Here is a 19473-nt window from a genome sequence, read left to right as displayed (position 1 = left end):
CCTATGTCTGACGAACCTACGCAGCGCGATTATCGCCCCACGGTCTTCCTGCCGAAGACCGACTTCCCCATGAAAGCCGGCCTCCCGCACAAGGAGCCGGGCATTCAGGCGAAATGGGAAGAAATCGGCCTGTATGAAAAACTGCGCGAGGCGCGCAGCGGCCGCGAGAAGTTCATCCTCCATGATGGCCCGCCTTACGCCAATGGCGATATGCATATCGGCCACGCGCTCAACCATGTGCTGAAAGACACAGTGGTGCGCACGCAAAGCCTGCTGGGCAAGGACGCGCCTTACGTTCCCGGCTGGGACTGCCACGGGCTGCCGATCGAATGGAAGGTGGAGGAACTCTACCGCAAGAAGAAGCTGGACAAGAAGGAAGTCCCCGCCAAGGAATTCCGCGCCGAATGCCGCGAATACGCTCAGAAATGGGTCGATGTTCAGCGCGAACAGCTCAAACGGCTGGGCATCAATGGCCGGTGGGACAAACCCTATCTGACCATGCGCCCAAAAGCGGAAGGCGCGATTGTCGCCGAACTGCACAAATTCGCCGAGACCGGCCAGCTCTATCGCGGCGCGAAGCCGGTGATGTGGTCGCCGGTTGAGGAAACCGCACTGGCCGATGCCGAGGTCGAATATCAGGACCTGACCGACAGCCCGCAGATCGATGTGGCGTTCGAGATTGTCGAGAGCGCGATCCCCGAACTGGTCGGCGCATATGCGGTGATCTGGACTACGACGCCTTGGACGATTCCGGTCAATCAGGCGCTCGCATATGGGCCGAGTATAAACTACGATATTATTGACTGGAACGGTAAGCGCTTTCTCATCGCGAACGAAGGTGGGTTACAAGCGGAAGCAATGAATAGGTGGGGCTTTGACCCGAAGTCCGGCGACGGCTCGCTGGTAAAAATGATCAAAGGCTCCGACCTAGCCGGAACCATCGTCCGTCACCCGATGCACCATCTCGGCGGGTTCTACGCCAAGCCGCGGCCCATGCTTGCCGGCGATTTCGTCACAACCGACAGCGGCACCGGCATCGTCCATATGTCGCCCGATCACGGCGAGGACGATTTCGACCTGTGCAAGGCGAACGGCATCGATCCGGTCTTCGCTGTCATGGGCGACGGGCGTTACCGCGACGACTGGCTGTGGCTGGGCGCGAACGATCTGGATGCAGAGGGCAAGGAACGCCGCCGCAGCGTGATCAACAAGCCGTTCAATGCGCCCGAAGGCCCGATCTGCTCGGATCTGCGCGAAGCGGGTGCGTTGCTGTCCGCCAGCGCCGACTACCAGCACAGCTACCCGCATTCCTGGCGCTCCAAAGCCAAGGTCGTGTATCGCTGCACCCCGCAATGGTTCATCGCGATCGACGAGCATCTGGGCCACTTGCCCGCGATCTCCCCCGCGGAACAGAGTTGGGAAGGTGAAGGCGGCGATTCGACTATCGATGAAGAAGTCACGGCAGGGTCCCCCACGCTGCGAGAAATTGCGCTGGGCGAGATTGCCTCGACCCGCTTCGTGCCTGAAAAGGGCCGCAACCGCCTGCGCTCCATGGTCGAGGGCCGGCCCGACTGGCTGATCAGTCGCCAGCGCGCATGGGGCGTGCCTATCGCCCTTTTCGTACACCGGGAGAGCGGGGAATTGCTGGTCGATCCTGACGTCAACCGCCGCATCCAGACCGCCATTGCCAACGACACCGTCGACGCATGGGAGGAAAGCCGCGCTGCCGAATATCTCGGCCCTGATCGCAACCCCGACGATTACGAAATGATCGGCGACATTCTCGACGTCTGGTTTGACAGCGGCAGCACTCACGCCTTCGTTCTGGAATCGGACGAATGGCCGGAACTGCAATCGCCCGCTGATCTCTATCTGGAAGGCAGCGACCAGCATCGGGGCTGGTTCCAGTCGTCCTTGCTGGAAAGCTGCGGCACACGCGGCCGCGCGCCGTACAAGGCTGTGCTGACTCACGGTTTCACCATGGACCCCAAGGGCATGAAAATGTCCAAGAGCCTGGGCAACACGGTCGATCCGCTGAAGGTGATGGAACAATACGGCGCGGACATCATCCGCCTGTGGGCGCTTTCGGTCGATTACACCGAAGATCACCGCATTGGCGATGAAATCCTGAAAGGCGTCGGCGACACCTATCGGAAGCTGCGCAACACGTTCCGCTATCTGCTCGGCGCGCTCAGCGATTTCGATTACGAAAGCGAGGGTGTTGAGACCGCGCAAATGCCCGAGCTAGAGCGGTATATGCTGCACCGGCTGGCGAAGCTCGACGCCAATCTGCGCACCGCAATCGATGATTTCGATTTCAACGAATACGTCCGTGCGCTGGCAGAGTTTACCAATGAAGACCTGTCGGCGTTCTTCTTCGATATCCGCAAGGACCGGCTGTATTGCGATGCCCCCGACGGGCTGGAGCGCCGCGCATACCGCACGATGCTCGACATCCTGTTCCAGGCGCTTATCCGCTACACCGCGCCGGTGCTGGTCTATACCGCCGAGGAAGTGTGGAGCACACGCTTCCCCGACCGCGCCAGCATCCATCTGGAAGAATTGCACGCGCTGCCTGCCGACTGGATCGACGATGCACTCGCCGGACGTTTCGACGCGATGCGCGAACTGCGCGAAGACGTGATGGAAGCAATCGAGCCGCTGCGCCGCGAGAAAACCATCCGGTCGGGTCTGGAGGCGGACGTTAGCGTGCCCTCCTCCGCCATACCCGATGGGTTCAGCGATGCTGATCTGGCAGAACTGTTCATCGCCGCGACAGTCGTGCGCGGCCAAGGCAGCACCGTGGAAGTTACGCGCACATCCGATAACAAATGCGGCCGCTGCTGGCGCCTGCTGCCTGACGTCGCCGAAGACGGCGCATTGTGCAGCCGGTGCGACGAGGTCGTGACTGAAATGGATGCAGCGGCATGAGCTTCCTGACCAAACCCCGCGCCATCGGCCTCGCCATCGCGCTGGCTATCTTTGCGGTCGACCAGTGGGTGAAACACCTGATGGTCGGCCCGCTCGACCTGCGCAACCAGCCGGGCGGCGTGATCGACCTGTTGCCGTTTTTCGACCTGCGCTGGACGCAGAATTTCGGCGTGTCGCTGGGCATGTTCGAGGCGACATCGCCGGAAATGCGCTGGGGCCTGGTGCTGGCGACCGCCGGTATCGCGCTGGTGGTGACCATCTGGATGATGCGCGAAAAGGCATTTGGCGACATTATCGGCCTGGCGATGATCCTGGGCGGTGCGCTGGGCAATATCCGTGACCGGTTCGAATACGGCTATGTCATCGACTATGCCGATCTCCATTTCGGGGATTTTCGCCCCTTCCTGATTTTTAACGTCGCCGATGCGGCTATCACCATCGGTGTGGTCATCATCCTTGCCCGATCCTTCTTCGTGCGCGATAAGGACGAAACAGATACGAACGAGACGGCACCTGCCGTGGAGAGCTAAGAATTATGCGTAAGACAGCCACCATCATCCTTCTCGGCGCAGCCAGCACCGTTCTTGCCGCATGCGGCAGCAGCGGCGGCATTCTGGGCCGTGAGCGTCCTGATGAGTTTGCCGTACAGCGTCAGGCTCCGCTCGTCGTTCCGCCAGATTTCAATCTGGTTCCGCCGGCACCGGGCGCCCCGCGTCCGTCGGAAGGCACTGCGAGCGAGCAAGCTCTCGAGGCTCTGTTCGGCGGCCCTGCCCCGCGTAGCGGCGTTGAAACCAGCGCGCTCGACCGTGCCGGCGTTGCCGCACCGGGCATCCGCTCATCGGTTGGTGATCCCCAGACCAATACGGTCGCGAAGGGCCGCGTTACCCGCGACATCATCGCTGCACCCGAAGGTGACGGTCAGAACAGCCAGGCAATCATTCCCGGCTAAGCGTCTTTCGTGCCCGCAGCGACGCGGGCACTCAGGCTTCCGCAGTATCGCTTGCGCCGGACTGATCTGCCCGGCTGATTATCAGCTTGTCGATCTTGCGGCCATCCATGTCGATGACCTCGAATTTCCAGCCTTGTTCAATGAAACTCTCGCCTTCCAGCGGGAGCTTCTTGATGATCGACAGGACATACCCTGCGGCGGTCGCAAATTCGCGCTCGTCGCCGTAATCAAGCCCGAGACGGTCAGCCAGATCGTCGGCGGACAGGCTACCAGACACGATCAGCGAACCGTCGGTCCGCTCCACGATGGATGGCGTATCGCCTTCATCCTGATCGCTAACGAATTGGCCCACCAGCGCGGTCAGCAGATCGACAGGCGTCACGATCCCGTCGAGGTGGCCGTATTCGTCATGCACCATCGCCATCGCGATTTCGGCCTGCTGCAAGCTGCGCAGCGCGTCCATCGCATCGAGCTGGTCCGGGACAATTTCAGCTTTTTTCATCAGCCGCTTGAGATTGATTTTCCGGCCCCGCACCATGAGCGCGAGGACTTCGCGCACCTTGATCACGCCCAGTATCTTGTCGGGTGAGCCATCGGCCACCGGCAGCAAGGAGTGCGGGCTGTCGTCGATTGCCTTGCGGATCTGTTTTTCGTCCGCCGAAATGTCGATCCAGTCGATTTCCGTCCTGGGCGTCATCACCTCACGCACCGGACGTTCGGCCAGCCGTACAGCACCGGTCAGAATCTGCCGCTGATCGCTTTCGATCACGCCCGAGCGCGTTGCATCGGCGAAAATCATGTGCAGTTCTTCCGCGGTGACGGAGGATTGCCCGCCCGGGCGAATACCGAACAGACGAATCAAAAGCCCGGAAGACGTATCGAGCACCCACACAAGCGGCGCTGCGACCCTGGCGAGTATTGCCATCGGGCGCGCCATTACCAGGGAGATCGGAACTGCTGCGCGCAGGGCCAGCTGTTTCGGCACCAGTTCACCAACCACGAGGCTGAAATACGTTGTCAGGGCGATGACCAGCGCAAATCCAGCATCGTCAGCCATCTCGCCCGGCACGCCGAGCAGTTCCAGCCGTTCACCGACCGGGCGGCCCAAGCTGGCGCCTGAATACGCACCGGCGATGATCCCTATCAGAGTAATGCCGATCTGGACCGTCGACAGGAATTTACCCGGATTGGCTGCCAGATTCATGGCAACATTGGCCGAATGGCTGCCCTTGTCCGCAGCGCTGCGCAACTGGCCCGTGCGCGCGGATACGATGGCGAGCTCGGACATGGCGAACACGCCATTGATCACAATGAGAGTGCCGATGATGAGCAGGTCTGGCCATGGAAAAGGTGTCACCCTTTTCCGCTAGCACAATTGTCTACGCGTGCCAGCATTCCTTAGCAGATGTTGCCGGTAAGCGCCCGAGCAGCTGCATCGTGCGTCCTGCGGGAACATGCGGCCCTGTTCAGAGTTTAGGTAATGCGGCGCAGGTGGGTGCGGCCCGCTCAGGACTGCCGAATACATTTTTACAGGAGGGGAAAACCCCATGGCCAAATCAAGAATTTTCATGTCGAGCCTCGCAGCTCTCTCGCTCGTTACAGTTTCGGGCTGCGTTACCGACCCGAACACCGGTGAGAAGAAAGTATCGCGCACTGCAATCGGCGGTGTCGGCGGTGCGGTTCTCGGCGGCCTTCTGGGCGGTGTAATCGGCGGAAAGACCGGACGCATCATCGGTGCGGGCGTTGGCGGCGTTGCTGGCGGCGTGGTCGGCTACAAAATGGACCAGCAGATCAAGGAACTGAAAGAACAGACCGCCGGTTCCGGCGTCGATGTTACTGAAGTCGATGGCGGCGAAGCCATCCTTGTGAACCTGCCGGATGGCGTGACTTTCGACGTTGGCAGCTACACCATCAAGCCGGCATTCCGTGACACGCTGGACACGGTTGCAGGCAGCCTGCAGCAATATCCAGACAGCCTGATCGACGTTTACGGTCACACCGATTCAACCGGTTCCGATTCGTTCAACCAGCGCCTGTCCGAACAGCGCGCCCAGGCCGTTGCAAACTACCTGGCATCGCGCGGCGTCAGCGCTGCACGTATCCGTTCGCAGGGTTTCGGCGAGACTGCTCCGATTGCGACGAATGCAACCGAAGAAGGCCGCGCGCTCAACCGCCGGGTCGAAATCAAGATCATTCCGATCACGCAGGAAGACGTGGAAGCTGCCCAGCAATCGCAAGGTTACTAAGGCAGCCTGCGACAATATGAACAAAGGGGCGGCCGCAGGGCTGCCCCTTTTTCGTTGGGCTCTACCTTACGGGCCACTTTCGCGGCATCACTTGATCAGGAACTGGTTGGCCCGTTCCGCCAAATGATCCACCGCAGCGCTGTGAATGTCCGGCGCGCTCACCAGCATCCCGAAAGCCCGCGGATCACGTTTATTGTATTCAAACGGGCGCCCGAAAGCATCGGTAACCGTCGCGCCGGCCTCCCTCGCGATCAAGGTTGCTGCGCCGATATCCCATTCGAATCCCCACCGCAGCGTCGCGACCAGATCAGCCTCGTCGGCGCCGACCATGGCGACCCGCAATGCGATCGAATTGGGCTGATCGACCATCGAAAGAATCTGATCGACCTTGGCCAGCGAGGTGGTGGGCACGCGTGCGCCTTGCAATTCCGACCGGGTCGAGGCTTTCAACCTCTGGCCATTGCGCCACGCACCCTGCCCCGCCACGGCGATCCATTTCTCGCCTCGCGCCGGCGCATCCAGAATGCCCAGAAGCGGGCGGCCCTCGCTGATCAGCGCAACCGATATGCACCAACCGCTCCTTCCGCGGATGAAATCGCGGGTCCCGTCGATCGGATCAACCAGCCAAATCAGGCCCTTGTCCAGCCGCTGCGGATCGTCTGCGGTTTCTTCCGACAGCCAGCCAGCCGATGGCAGCAATTCACCCAGATGCCGGCGAAGATAGCCGTCGACCTCGATATCACCTTCGCAAACCGGGCTTCCGGGCTCTTTCTCCCAGCTGTTTACTGCGTGCCCCGCACCGGGCCAGAAACCATGCGCAATGCGGCCTGCTTCATCGACAATGGCTTCAAGGCGGGAACGATCAATCATACTCATACGCTGTTGGATGGACACGCAGCACTTTTCAAGCGTGCTTATCCATGCTTAGGCGCGCAGCAGATTCTTTCGCATTTCACAAAGACGGACACTCCATGAACATTCACGAATACCAGGCCAAGGAACTCCTCGCGAAATACGGCATCGGCATTCCTGCGGGCCACGCAGCGCTGACAGTCGAAGAAGCCGTTGAAGGCGCCAAGAAACTGCCCGGACCGCTCTATGTGGTAAAAGCGCAGATTCACGCTGGCGGACGCGGCAAGGGCAAGTTCAAGGAACTGGGCGCGGATGCGAAGGGCGGCGTGCGGCTGGCCAAGAGCATCGAGGATGTCGAAGCAGACGCCAAGGAAATGCTCGGCAACACGCTGGTCACAATCCAGACCGGTGAAGAAGGCAAGCAGGTGAACCGCCTGTATGTGACCGACGGCGTCGATATCGAAAGCGAATATTACCTCGCCATGTTGGTCGACCGCGCAAGCGGCCAGGTCGCAATGGTCGCCTCGACCGAAGGCGGGATGGACATCGAAGACGTGGCGCACAACACGCCCGAACTGATCACCACGATCACGATCGATCCGGCGCAGGGCTTCATGCCGCATCATGGCCGCGCGGTTGCGTTCGCCCTGAAGCTGAGCGGCGATCTTAACAAGCAGTGCCAGAAGCTGGCTGCCAAGCTTTACGAAGCCTTCATGGACCTCGATTGCGAAATGCTTGAAATCAACCCGCTGGTTGAAACCAAGGACGGGCAGCTGCTGGTTCTCGACACCAAGATGAGCTTCGACGGCAATGCGCTCTATCGTCACAAGGACGTGGAAGCGATGCGCGACGAGACCGAGGAAGACCCGGCCGAAGTCGAAGCCAGCGAATACGATCTCGCCTACATCAAGCTGGACGGCAATATCGGTTGCATGGTCAACGGGGCCGGCCTCGCCATGGCAACGATGGACATCATCAAGCTGAACGGCGCCTTCCCGGCAAACTTCCTCGACGTGGGCGGCGGTGCCACCACGGAGAAAGTGACTGCTGCATTCAAGATCATCCTGAAGGACCCGGCTGTCGAAGGCATCCTCGTCAACATCTTCGGCGGGATCATGAAATGCGACGTGATCGCCGACGGTATCGTTCAGGCGGCGAAAGACGTGAACCTGTCGGTTCCGCTGGTCGTCCGCCTCGAAGGTACCAATGTTGAAGAGGGCAAGGCCATCCTCAACAACTCCGGCCTGCCGATCGTCAGTGCTGACGATCTCGGCGATGCCGCCAAGAAGATCGTGGCCGAGGTCAAGCAGGCGGCGTAATCCCTACTGCTGGCCCAATGCGGGCTTGAAAAATGATAGGCGGGTAAAGCGGACAATCGCTTTGCCCGCCTTTTCAGTTCAAGGCACCGGCTGCGGCTCTGGCAAAATTGACGGAATGACCTCCGTGCCGGCCAGCCAATTGCGCCAGATGATGTAGGTCCGATCCTCGGTCAGCCTGATCGCACAGGTGAGTGATTTTGACAGAGGCGTGGCCGCGCCTTTCACCTTCGCAAAAACCGCACCGCATTCTGCGTCGCGATAGGCCGTGAATGCTGCTTCGCTTGCGGCGATACCCTCAACCACCGAAAGGTCAGGCCGATCCAGCGGATCGGGTTCTTTGAGATAGCGCCGTTCGGCTATCGTGTTCGCGACCCAGGTTTGATTCTCGATTGCTGCGGCCAAATATCGAGCTTTCTGCGCGTCAGCCTGCCTCAGCACATCGGCATAGCACGCCTCTTGTCCGGAGATGTCCCACGGGTCGGCGCACTGCGCGGCCACAGCCATATCGGTGCGGCGCAAACGAAACCCGAGTTCATCCCCCTCTTTCATCTTTACCGTTATCATCAGACCAAGACTGGGATTGTCCATGGCAATACAGCGGAAGGTCACTCCGCCAAATTTGGCCACGCACTGATCGATCCAGGAAAGCGGGAAGGTAAGCATTTCAGCCTTCTCTTCCCATCCGGTCAAATCGGAGTTGAAATGCTTGAGCTTGAGGACGAGGCTATCGTCCTGCTCGGTGATGTACATATGCTCGGTAAATGCGATGTCGCCGTCCGCAGTCTGCTGCACAAATGTGCCGACGAGAGTGCTATCTGAACCGCGCAACCAGTTTTCATGGGCAGGCGCGTCGCCAATGCCGGTGCCGCTCCATGTGCCGATCAGCCAGTTCATCTGCGCTATGGTTGCCGGGGGCGGCGGAGCCTCCCTCTCCGGCGCAGAGGTGCTCCTGAGAACGGGCGGAGCCGATGCGCCCAAAAACCCCGCAGCCATCAGCAATAGTATCGATCGTAGCATGGTTCAGCCCTCCACTTTCGACGCTAAGTGCGCCGCGCCCCGAGGTAAAGTTCAGGCTTGACCAAAGTTCCTCGGAACGCGAGGGCGGTGATGCTCGTTCTGTTGGCATTGCGGCGCGCGGGCCAACGAGCTGGACAGAGCAGTTTCAGGCTTGGCTCAACTTGACGTTTACGTAAACGCAAGCTAGGCCGCGTTCAGAGATTCTTGAGAGGAAAGGTATCCTATGAAAATCCTCGTACCCGTTAAACGGGTTATCGATTACAATGTGAAACCCCGCGTGAAAGCGGACGGTTCAGGCGTCGATCTTGCCAACGTCAAGATGAGCATGAACCCGTTCGATGAAATCGCCGTCGAAGAAGCCATCCGCCTGAAAGAAGCAGGCAAGGCTGAAGAAATCGTCGCCGTTTCGGTCGGCCCGGCAAAGGCGCAGGAAACGCTGCGTACCGCGCTTGCCATGGGCGCAGACCGCGCGATCCTGGTCGAAACCGACGAAGAAGTTGAGCCGCTTGCCGTTGCAAAAATTCTCAAGGCAATTGCCGCTGATGAGAACCCCGGCCTGATCATGCTCGGCAAACAGTCGATTTCCGACGACAGCAACCAGACCGGCCAGATGCTCGCCGCACTTATGGAACGCCCGCAGGGCACCTTCGCCAACACCGTCGAAGTCGATGGTGACAGCGTTGTCGTAAAGCGCGAAATCGATGGCGGTCTCGAAACCGTGAAGCTGACGCTTCCGGCCATCGTCACCACCGACCTTCGTCTGAACGAGCCGCGCTATGCCTCGCTTCCGAATATCATGAAGGCCAAGAAAAAGCCGCTCGATACCAAGACACCGGCCGATCTGGGTGTCGATATCGCGCCCCGCCTGACCACCACCAATGTCAGCGAGCCTCCGGTTCGCCAGGCCGGTGAAAAGGTCGCAGACGTGGATGCGCTGGTCGCCAAGCTCAAAGCAATGGGAGTCGCCTGATGAAAACCCTCGTACTGGTCGAACACGACAACTCCTCAGTCAAAGACGCAACGCTTAGCGTCGTCACCGCTGCCGCGAAGCTGGGCGAAGTGCACCTGCTGGTTGCTGGCTCGGGCTGTGCCGCAGTTGCTGACGAAGCCGCCAAGATCGACGGCGTCGGCAAGGTCCACCTGGCAGATGACGCCGCTTACGAACATCAGCTGGCTGAAAACGTCGCGCCGCTCGTCGCTGCGCTGATGGCAGACCACGACGCGCTGCTCGCGCCTGCCACCACCACTGGCAAGAACATCGCCCCGCGCGTTGCTGCGCTGCTCGATGTCATGCAGATTTCGGACATCCTTTCGGTCGAAGGCGAAAAATCCTTCACCCGTCCGATCTATGCCGGCAACGCCATCGCAACCGTTGAATCATCCGACCCGAAGCTGGTGATCACCGTTCGCGGCACCGCTTTCGACAAGGCATCGCCGGAAGGCGGCAGCGGCACGGTGGAAGCTGTTTCGGGCCCCGGCGACGCTGGCCTGTCCAGCTTTGTCAGTGCAGAAATCGCCAAGAGCGAGCGCCCTGAACTTACCAGCGCGAAAATCATCGTATCCGGCGGCCGTGCGCTGAAGGATGCGGAAACTTTCGAGCAGGTCATCACTCCGCTGGCAGACAAGCTCGGCGCCGGTATCGGCGCATCGCGCGCCGCAGTGGACGCAGGCTATGTGCCCAACGATTACCAGGTCGGCCAGACCGGTAAGATCGTGGCACCGGAAGTCTACATCGCCATCGGCATCTCGGGCGCAATCCAGCACCTTGCCGGGATGAAGGATTCCAAAACGATCATCGCGATCAACAAGGATGAAGACGCCCCGATCTTCCAGGTCGCGGATATCGGCCTGGTTGCTGACCTGTTCAAGGCAGTGCCGGAGCTGACCGAAAAGCTGTAAGCTCCTAAATTCTAACAAAAAACGGCGGCTTGGTTGATTGACCAGGCCGCCTTTTTTTGTTTATTTTGCGCGAAGCATCCTTTGACCGATTTGAGTGGAGTTCACCGTAATGAGCCGTACCATCGTTTTGGCCGTATCGGCCCTTGCTGTTTCGACGCCTCTTCAGGCCGCCCCAATTGCGCTTGAACCCAGTTCCAAATGGAACCTGAGCTATGACAAGGAAGCATGCCGACTGGTCCGCATCTTCGGCGAAGGCGAAAATCAGGTGGCTGCGCAGTTCGTCCGCTATGTTCCGGGACCTGGTTTCGACATGTACGTATCGGGCAAATCGCTGGATCCGCAAGGCAAGCAGTTCGAATACCGTTTTGCACCCGGTGACGAGCCCGGCGAAGCATCGAATCTGCTGTATGGCCAGAACGACGAAGGCATGACGACATGGCAATTCAGCACGGGTCTGGTTCCGCACGCCGAATACAAGGCCTTGGAAATGGAAAAACCCGAAGACCGCAAAGCGGCAATCTTGCGCGAAAGTGACAGGGCCCCAACCATTACAAGTTTCGAGATATCCAAAGGGGTCTCACAGCCGGTCGCGCTGCAGACAGGTTCCCTGTTGAAGCCGCTTGAGGCGATGGGCGCTTGTATGGACGACCTCATGCGGAGCTGGGGGTTCGATCCGCAGGTTCAGCGAAATCTCATTTCTTCGCCAGAACCCAAATCCGAACCTGGTCGATGGGTCACACCGAGGGACTACCCCGCCGGAGCTCTAAGGAAAAACCTGTCCGGCTCAGTGCGTGTCCGGCTTGATATCGATGAGGCCGGCGAAGTTACGGATTGCACCATTCAACAGGCTTTCTCGGACCCGGCTTTCCGCCTGTCGGTCTGCAACCTGATCAAGAAACGCGGAAGATTTAAGCCTGCGATCAACGCAGGGGGGGACCCCGTCAAATCGTTCTGGGGCACATCGGTCGTTTTCATTACGTCGGGTTCGTAACAGGTCGCGGCGGCTTAGCCTGGGGCTTTGTCAAATCCATTGGTCCGCGAAATGGATAGTCATCCCAACCAGGCCGCCGACCACCGTCCCGTTTATACGAATGAATTGCAGGTCGCGGCCGACGGCGTTTTCAACCCGGTCGGTCAGCGTCCGTGCGTCCCATCGGCGCACGGTTTCTGAAACCAGCCGGACGATCTGATCGCCGTAACGCGTCGCCACGCCCACTGCCGTGCGGCGGGCAAAACGGTTGACCTGCGTCTGCAGGCGGGCATCATCGCGCAGTGCCTTGCCAAGTTCTGCCAGGCTGTCGCCGATCTGGCCGCCTAGCGTGGTTTCCGGATCGCGGGCCATGCGGATCATACCCGCACGCATCCGTTCCCACACGTCTTCCCACCAACGGGCCACGGCCTCGTTTTCGAGGACTTCGTTCTTCATCCGCTCGACCTTGGCCTGCATATCGGGATTGTTGACCAGATCGTCGGCGAGCTGTTCCAGCCCCTCCTGGATCTTGTCACGCAGCGGATGTTCGGGATCGACCAGAACCTCGGCAAGCAGCTTGTACAGGCCGTCGAGAACCGATTTGGACAGGCGTCCGTCGAGACCGGTCCAGCGGATGATCCCATTGGCCCGTTCGCTGATCATGTCGCGAACCAGATCCTCGTTATCTTCCAGCGTCAGCCCGGACCAGCGAACCAGTGCATCGATCAGCGGCAGGTGCCGCTTGTCAGCCATGGCCGTCTGCAGCATTTGCCCAAGCAGCGGCGCGATCTCGATCTTGCGCGCCTGCGATTTCAGGCCCGCCTTGACCTGTCCGCCCAGCCGGTCAGGGTCGAGCGATTCAAGAATGCCCGCAATCAGTTCGGATGCGCCGGCACCGATGCGCGATTGGCTGCCCTTTGTCGGCTGGACCAGGAATTCACCGGCGGCCTTGGCGATATTCATCGCCTGCATACGCCGCGCCACCACCGCAGGGGTCAGGAAATTGGTGCGCAGGAAATCCGCCATCGTGTCGGCGATACGATCCTTGTTTTCAGGAATGATCGCGGTGTGGGGAATCGGAATGCCAAGCGGATGACGGAACAGCGCGGTGACCGCAAACCAGTCTGCCAGCCCGCCGACCATCGCCGCTTCGGAAAACGCGTGCACATATCCCCATGCCGGATGCAGATCGAGCACCTGCTTGGTGCCGATAAACACACCGGCCATGATGACCAGCATTATGGTGGCGGTCCAGCGCATACGGCGCGCCGTATCAGGCGGCAGCGGTGCGCCGACGCTCAGTCTGTTTTGCTGTACGTCTGCAGTCACTCGGCCGGATAGCCGCCCGGCGCAGTGCCGGCAGCGCCGCCAGCGACCGGTTCATCCGCATCGCCAGGACGGTAGGTGAGGAACTTGTTCCGCATCCACGGACCCATACGCTTCTCGAGGCCGTCTGCAAGGCTGAAGCCCGCCGGAACAATCAGCAGCGTCAGCACAGTCGACAGGATCAGGCCGCCAATAACCACCGTGCCCATCGGCGCACGCCACGCACCGTCACCCGATAGCGATAGCGCCGTTGGCACCATGCCCGCGGTCATCGCAACGGTCGTCATCACGATTGGCTGTGCACGCTTGTGCCCTGCCTCGACGATTGCCTTCAGCTTGTTGGTGCCGGTCTGCATTTCCTCGATCGCAAAATCGATCAGCAGGATGGAGTTTTTCGACACGATCCCCAGCAGCATCAGCACGCCAATCATCACCGGCATGGAAACCGGCTGCCCGACGAGGAACACCAGGAAGATACCGCCGAGAGGTGCCAGCGCCAGCGAACACATATTCACCAGCGGCGACATCAGACGCTTATACAGCAGCACCAGAACAGCGAACACGAGCAGCACACCGGCGAACACCGCGATCACGAAGTTCTGCGCCAGTTCCTGCTGCCATTCTTCTTCGCCCACAACATCGCGGATAACGCCCTGCGGCAGATTCTGGAGGATCGGGAGCGCGTCGATCTGTTGCTGAGCCTCACCCTTCACAATGTTCTGCGCGAGATCAGCCCCAACCAGTACGCGGCGGTTCTGGTTGTAGCGCTGGATTGTCGTTGGGCCAGAGCCGAAAGAAATTTCCGCAACCCGCTCCAATGGCACACTTCCGCCGCTTCCGGTCTGGACCGGGAGCTTCGCAATCGTGCTCAAATCCTGACGGGACGCCTTGGGCAATTTCACCCGGATCGGAATTTGGCGATCTGACAGGGAGAATTTCGCAGCATTCTGCTCGATCTCGCCCATCGTCGCGATACGGATTGTCTGGCTGAGCGCGGCGGTGGTCACACCCAGTTCCGAAGCGATGTCGGCGCGCGGCTTGATGATCAGTTCGGGCCGGTTGATGTCGGCATTGACGCGCGGGGCGACCAGCGTGTCGAGGCCTTTCATCTGTTCGACCAGAGTGGCAGCGGTTTCTTCGAGCAGATCGGGATCCGATCCGGCAAGCATTACCGTCATGTCGCGGCCGGAACCGAACCCGCCCGATTGCGACTGGAAACGAACACGCGCATCGGGGATCTTGGCCAGCACCGGCGCGAGATCACGCTCGAATTCAATCGACGTTTTTTCTCGATCTTCTTTGAGCGAAATATAGAGCGTCGCATTGCCTTCACGCACACGTTCCAGCGCACGCTCAACCTCGGGCTGTTCGTAAAGCAATTCGGCCACGCGGTCGGCGACCCGTTCGGTGCCTTCAAGCGTGGTGCCCGGGACCATGTCGATCTGCACGCGGCTGTTGTCATCGTTGATGGTCGGCTGGAACTGAGCCGGCGTGTTCATGAACAGCAGGATTGTCAGCAGGAATGCGAAATATCCGATCCCGACCATCCACACACGGTGATCGAGAAAGCGCGATTCGAGCCAGAGGTAGGATTGGCGTATCCGCTTGCCGAACAGGTATGAGATTGCGCCAAAGAGCTTGATCACCAGGAACACCGCCACGATGCCGAAGATCGTTGCGATGATCAGCTGGATTATCTTCAACGGCTTGTCGACGAGGTTCCACAGGAAGCTGCCCTGCTCGCTCGATGCGGCACTGGCCAAGGTGCCAGGAACGTCGATGCTGTCGATCAAACCGTAAACGGTGAAGACAATGAAACCGGGTACCGCGATCAGCGCAAGCAGCAAGACAATAGCTGTCGTTACATAGAGGAACCGGCTGCGCACACCTGGAAGGTTTTCACGCGCGGCCTTCATCTTCGAGCGGTCGAGCGACCAGTTGAGGATCCGCATATAGCGATCCATCCATGGGCCTTCGCCGTGCTCTGCATGGCCTTTCGACTGCAGGAAGTAGGCGGCAAGCATCGGGGTGATCATACGCGCAACCGCGAGGCTCATCAGAACCGAAATTACCACGGTAATACCGAAGTTCTTGAAGAACTGGCCCGAAATACCCGGCATCAGGCCGACCGGCAGGAACACCGCGACGATACAGAAAGACGTCGCCACAACAGCCAGGCCGATTTCATCGGCGGCATCGATCGACGCCTGATACGCCGTTTTGCCCATGCGCATATGGCGCACGATATTCTCGATCTCGACGATCGCATCATCGACCAGAACGCCCGCGACAAGTCCCAGCGCGAGCAATGACAGGAAGTTCAGATTGAACCCGAGCAGGTCCATGAACCAGAATGTCGGAATTGCGGATAGCGGGATGGCGATTGCCGAAATGACCGTCGCGCGCCAATCGCGCAGGAAGAAGAACACGACCACAACCGCCAGAATGGCGCCCTCGACCATGGCATAGATCGAGCTTTCGTATTGGCTGATCGTGTATTTGACCGAGTTGGAAAGCTGGATGAACCGGATCCCGGGATTGTCCGCTTCGATTTTCTTGATTTCTTCCTGAGCCAGTTCGAACACCGTTACGTCGGATGCGCCCTTGGCTCGGCTCATCGCGAAGTTCACGACTTCCTTGTCGCGCACCTTGCTGATCGAGGTCCGCTCGCTGTAGCCATCGCGAACAGTCGCGACGTCGCTTAACCTGATGGTGCGGCCATTGCCCAGCCGGATCTGTTTCTGCGACAGGTCGAAAGCGGTTGCAGTGTTGCCGAGCACGCGGACCGACTGGCGCGTACCGCCAACTTCCGCCATGCCGCCTGCAGCGTCGATATTATCGAACCTCAGGACCTGATTGATCTGGCTGGCCGTAACGCCGAGCGCCTGCATCTTCCCCGGGTCGAGCGTTACCTCGATCTCGCGGTCCACACCGCCAAACCGGTCGACTTCGGCCATGCCTTCGATGGACAGCAGCCGTTTCGCAATCGAATCGTCGATGAACCAGCTCAACTGCTCGATCGTCATGTCGTCTGCTTCGACGGCATAGATACCGAGGAAGCCGCCACTGATTTCGATTTTGTTGATCCGCGGCTCGAGGATGCCGTCGGGCAAACTGCCGCGAACGGTGTCGACTGCGTTCTTCACCTCGGCCACGGCGTCATTCACGTCGGTGCCGATTTCAAATTCAACCGTGGTGTTCGAACTGCCTTCGCGTGCCGATGACGAAATCGAGCTGACGCCATTGATTGACCGGACGGCGGATTCCACCCGCTGGGTAATCTGGTTTTCGATCTCGGTCGGTGCGGCGCCGGGCTGCGAAATGCTGACATTAACCGCAGGAAATTCGACATCCGGATTGTTGACCACATCCATTCGGAAGAAGCTGAGCATCCCCGCAAGCAAGATCGCAGTGAAAAAGACCAGCGGTATGACCGGGTTTCTGATCGACCATGCAGATATGTTGCGGAAGTTCATGAGGCTTAGCCTTCGCTTGCGTTGATCGGCCGTGGATCGACGGTTTCACCAGGGGTCAGGAAGCCGCCTGCGCGCAGGACAACCTTTTCCGCCCCATCGAGGCCATCGATAATCGCGATACCGTCATTCGTGACGAGGCCGGTCGTGACTGCGCGGCGTACGACCTTGTTGTCGCCGTCGACGATGTACACGTAATTGCCTTGGGCATCGGTAAGGATCGCGGATTCAGGGAGCATCGGTGCAACGATGGTTCCGCTGGCGATTGTCGCGGAAGCAAAGCCGCCAGGACGCAGTTCAGGTGCATAGGGCAGCGCAATCCGGGCTGTCCCCTGGCGATCCTGAGCATCGATAGTGGGCGAAACCTGCCAGATCTGGCCGGAGAATTTCTTTTCCGATCCCGTCGGGACGACAGTCGCGCTGACCCCGGTCGAAATCTTTGCAAGGTCCATTTCGCTGAGGCGGGCCATCATTTCCATTTCGCCGCCCTTGGCAATCCGGAACAACGCGCCCGAACCGGCGCTGACGACCTGTCCTGGCTCCACGCTGCGCTCCAGGACGAGACCCGAAGCCGGCGCGACGATGCTGAGGCGTGCGTTGCGGGCGCTAAGTTCGCGCGCCTGAGCCTGCGACACCTTGACCCGTGCAGCAGCGGCATCACGGGTCGCAGTCAGCCGGTCGACATCTGCCTTGGAGATGAAACCGCGCTCAACCAGTTGCAGCGCACGGTCGAGATTGGCCTGCGCGAGATTGGCATCCGCCTGCGCCACGGCGATCGACGCCTGCGCACTGGCAACCTGCTGGTTCTGGACAGAACGATCGACCACGGCGAGCACCTGTCCGGCGCGCACCCAGTCACCGGCGTCAACCGGCACGGAAACCACACGGCCGCCCTCACCAGCAACGCCAACAGGCAATTCACGGCGAGCAGCCAAAGTACCATTGGCGACAATTTCGCCATCGATCGTTGCCTGGCCTGGGGAAATAACGGTGATCGCAGCCGCTTGCTCTTCCCGATCGTCGGCGCTTTCAGCACCGCTGGAAACCAGCATGTACGCAACGGCAATCGCAACAATGAGGCCGAGGAGCACGAGGCCGGCAATGATCCACTTGCGCTTGCTCTGCGTTTCGCCAGCTGTTTCGATTGAATCGCCGACGTATTCAGCCTGCTCCGATCGCACGGTTGTTTCGTAATTCATTGTCGTTCCCGATCATCCATCCCACCCGGATTGGGTCGTCTGATAGCGCAGGTGTATTACACGCATACATCACCAGATGCAATATGTGTCGTTGCACTTGTTCTCGCCTTAGGCTCGCGGCACACAGCAAGCAAACGTTCGCTCGACGGATGACGTTTCTGCCCGACGAACCGCCAGAAACCGGCTGCTCAAACAAAAAAGGCGGCAAAGCCGAAGCTCGCCGCCCTTTTTAAAGAAGTTCAGGTATTACCGAACCTTGCCGCGCTGAACGACATTTACAATGCCGAGCAGAACAACTGCGCCGATCACTGCGGTGATCAGATACATGATCCAGCCAGCATCGGTGCTGAGGAAGCCGGTGACGTTGCCAATGGCGCTGCCGATCAGGCCGCCGATTACGCCGACGACGATGTTCCAGAAAATGCCCATCGATGCGTCACGGTTCATGACCATGCTTGCAAGCCAGCCAGCGATACCGCCGAGAATAATTGTTGCAATCCAACCCATTTTATTTCCTCCTGTTTTTCCGATAGTTTCTGGCCCTTTAACGCTGGGCTAAAACAACGGTTCCCTGCGGTAATTCGCAGTGGCGAAAAAACATTACGAAAATTTTCGGGAAATGCCTAATCCGCTGACGCAGAGCGCGTCAGATCGGGGCCGATCAATATTTCAGCTGACGTTCGTAAAGGTCACGATAATGCTGGATACGCGTTACGCGCAGACCCTGCATGCCCGAACGATCAACGGCACGCTGCCAGGAAGCGAACTCTTCCAGCGTAAGACTGTATCGCTCCAGCACTTCGTCAATGGTCAGCAAGCCTCCATTTACGGCCGCGACCACTTCAGCCTTGCGGCGAACCACCCACCGCTTGGTCGTCGGGGGCGGCAGGTCAGCAAGCGACAATGGCTCGCCGAGCGGGCCGATTACCTGTGCAGGACGGATTTTCTGGTTTTCAATCATCAAAGCTCTCTGTCGCCGGTTGTCACGTCGCTTGCGGTGTCCGGCATGATGGACCCATTGTCTTTATGTTCGCCTAAAGCATCAAGGTTAACAGACGGCCTGTTTTCGTTAAGACCTGCCGCTGTATCGCTGTGAAAGCTGGCGAAATTGCCGGCGGACTGGCCGCCGCGCGCCGAAAAAACCCGCCGCAGATCATGCGCAGCTGCGAAACGGGCGGAGAGCTCTGCCCAGGAAAGCGGGCGCAATCCGTCCGTCTCCAGGGCACTTTCAAAGCCGGTTTCAATGATGGTTTTTTCAAACATGACCCTTCCAATAGGGGCCGCATGTCAAG

17 protein-coding genes are annotated in these 19473 nt (G+C 59.5%); 8 read left to right on the top strand and 9 right to left on the bottom strand.

Going from position 1 to position 19473, the window contains the following annotated elements:
• Nucleotides 1–3: 3 nt before the first annotated feature.
• From ileS to GRI43_RS11330, 3 genes are read left to right on the top strand one after another with little or no spacing between them, the layout of a single operon-like run.
• Nucleotides 4–2931, top strand: a complete 2928-nt coding sequence (gene ileS, locus GRI43_RS11340) for an isoleucine--tRNA ligase (RefSeq protein WP_160731215.1) — start codon at nt 4–6, stop codon at nt 2929–2931.
• A complete protein-coding gene (gene lspA, locus GRI43_RS11335; RefSeq protein ID WP_160731214.1) occupies nt 2928–3461 on the top strand; it encodes a signal peptidase II in 534 nt (177 codons plus the stop codon). Before ileS ends, lspA begins: the two co-directional genes overlap by 4 nt.
• A 5-nt stretch (nt 3462–3466) precedes the next feature.
• Nucleotides 3467–3880, top strand: coding sequence for a DUF3035 domain-containing protein (locus GRI43_RS11330; RefSeq protein ID WP_160731213.1), 414 nt, complete (start codon nt 3467–3469; stop codon nt 3878–3880).
• A 31-nt stretch (nt 3881–3911) separates the two neighbouring features.
• Here GRI43_RS11330 and GRI43_RS11325 read toward each other — a convergent pair whose 3' ends face one another.
• Nucleotides 3912–5237, bottom strand: a complete 1326-nt coding sequence (locus tag GRI43_RS11325) for a hemolysin family protein (RefSeq protein WP_160731212.1) — start codon at nt 5235–5237, stop codon at nt 3912–3914.
• Nucleotides 5238–5427: 190 nt separating this feature from the next.
• On the opposite strand from GRI43_RS11325, the gene GRI43_RS11320 reads away from it, so the two are divergent.
• On the top strand, nt 5428–6126 hold the full coding sequence (locus tag GRI43_RS11320) for a YiaD family glycine zipper/OmpA-like lipoprotein (RefSeq protein ID WP_160731211.1): 699 nt from the start codon (nt 5428–5430) through the stop codon (nt 6124–6126).
• Nucleotides 6127–6213: 87 nt separating this feature from the next.
• Here GRI43_RS11320 and GRI43_RS11315 read toward each other — a convergent pair whose 3' ends face one another.
• On the bottom strand, nt 6214–6996 hold the full coding sequence (locus GRI43_RS11315; RefSeq protein WP_160731210.1) for a 3'(2'),5'-bisphosphate nucleotidase CysQ: 783 nt from the start codon (nt 6994–6996) through the stop codon (nt 6214–6216).
• Nucleotides 6997–7097: 101 nt separating this feature from the next.
• On the opposite strand from GRI43_RS11315, the gene sucC reads away from it, so the two are divergent.
• Nucleotides 7098–8297: an ADP-forming succinate--CoA ligase subunit beta gene (gene sucC / locus GRI43_RS11310; RefSeq protein ID WP_160731209.1), complete on the top strand. Its 1200-nt coding sequence runs from the start codon at nt 7098–7100 to the stop codon at nt 8295–8297.
• A 78-nt stretch (nt 8298–8375) separates the two neighbouring features.
• Here the strand turns inward: sucC and GRI43_RS11305 are convergent, their stop codons facing one another.
• Nucleotides 8376–9290, bottom strand: coding sequence for a DUF6265 family protein (locus tag GRI43_RS11305; RefSeq protein WP_160731208.1), 915 nt, complete (start codon nt 9288–9290; stop codon nt 8376–8378).
• A 247-nt stretch (nt 9291–9537) separates the two neighbouring features.
• Between GRI43_RS11305 and GRI43_RS11300 the strand changes: the two genes are divergently transcribed.
• The 3 genes from GRI43_RS11300 to GRI43_RS11290 all read left to right on the top strand — a co-directional run bounded on the left by GRI43_RS11300 (nt 9538) and on the right by GRI43_RS11290 (nt 12204).
• The gene (locus GRI43_RS11300; protein WP_160731207.1) at nt 9538–10284 is read left to right on the top strand and encodes an electron transfer flavoprotein subunit beta/FixA family protein; all 747 of its coding nucleotides are present in this window, start codon (nt 9538–9540) and stop codon (nt 10282–10284) included.
• Nucleotides 10284–11213 carry an electron transfer flavoprotein subunit alpha/FixB family protein gene (locus tag GRI43_RS11295; protein ID WP_160731206.1) on the top strand — a complete coding sequence of 310 codons (930 nt, stop codon included), beginning with the start codon at nt 10284–10286 and terminating at the stop codon, nt 11211–11213. The genes GRI43_RS11300 and GRI43_RS11295 overlap by 1 nt, the downstream gene beginning before the upstream one ends.
• Before the next feature lie 109 nt (nt 11214–11322).
• Nucleotides 11323–12204, top strand: a complete 882-nt coding sequence (locus tag GRI43_RS11290; RefSeq protein WP_160731205.1) for an energy transducer TonB — start codon at nt 11323–11325, stop codon at nt 12202–12204.
• Between the two features lie 30 nt (nt 12205–12234).
• Here the strand turns inward: GRI43_RS11290 and GRI43_RS11285 are convergent, their stop codons facing one another.
• From GRI43_RS11285 to GRI43_RS11260, 6 genes are all read right to left on the bottom strand, one after another.
• Nucleotides 12235–13443, bottom strand: coding sequence for a DUF445 domain-containing protein (locus tag GRI43_RS11285; protein WP_160731711.1), 1209 nt, complete (start codon nt 13441–13443; stop codon nt 12235–12237).
• 65 nt (nt 13444–13508) lie between these two features.
• Nucleotides 13509–16985 carry an efflux RND transporter permease subunit gene (locus GRI43_RS11280; RefSeq protein WP_160731204.1) on the bottom strand — a complete coding sequence of 1159 codons (3477 nt, stop codon included), beginning with the start codon at nt 16983–16985 and terminating at the stop codon, nt 13509–13511.
• A gap of 5 nt (nt 16986–16990) precedes the next feature.
• Nucleotides 16991–18181 carry an efflux RND transporter periplasmic adaptor subunit gene (locus GRI43_RS11275; RefSeq protein ID WP_160731203.1) on the bottom strand — a complete coding sequence of 397 codons (1191 nt, stop codon included), beginning with the start codon at nt 18179–18181 and terminating at the stop codon, nt 16991–16993.
• A 246-nt stretch (nt 18182–18427) separates the two neighbouring features.
• On the bottom strand, nt 18428–18688 hold the full coding sequence (locus tag GRI43_RS11270; protein ID WP_160731202.1) for a GlsB/YeaQ/YmgE family stress response membrane protein: 261 nt from the start codon (nt 18686–18688) through the stop codon (nt 18428–18430).
• 154 nt (nt 18689–18842) lie between these two features.
• Nucleotides 18843–19142 carry a CtrA inhibitor SciP gene (gene sciP, locus GRI43_RS11265; RefSeq protein ID WP_160731201.1) on the bottom strand — a complete coding sequence of 100 codons (300 nt, stop codon included), beginning with the start codon at nt 19140–19142 and terminating at the stop codon, nt 18843–18845.
• Nucleotides 19142–19444: a hypothetical protein gene (locus tag GRI43_RS11260; protein WP_160731200.1), complete on the bottom strand. Its 303-nt coding sequence runs from the start codon at nt 19442–19444 to the stop codon at nt 19142–19144. Before GRI43_RS11260 ends, sciP begins: the two co-directional genes overlap by 1 nt.
• Nucleotides 19445–19473 lie beyond the last annotated feature (29 nt).

The sequence above is a fragment of the Pontixanthobacter luteolus genome (assembly GCF_009828095.1).
Classification (GTDB): domain Bacteria; phylum Pseudomonadota; class Alphaproteobacteria; order Sphingomonadales; family Sphingomonadaceae; genus Pontixanthobacter; species Pontixanthobacter luteolus.
This window is presented reverse-complemented; position numbering and strand designations above follow the sequence as displayed.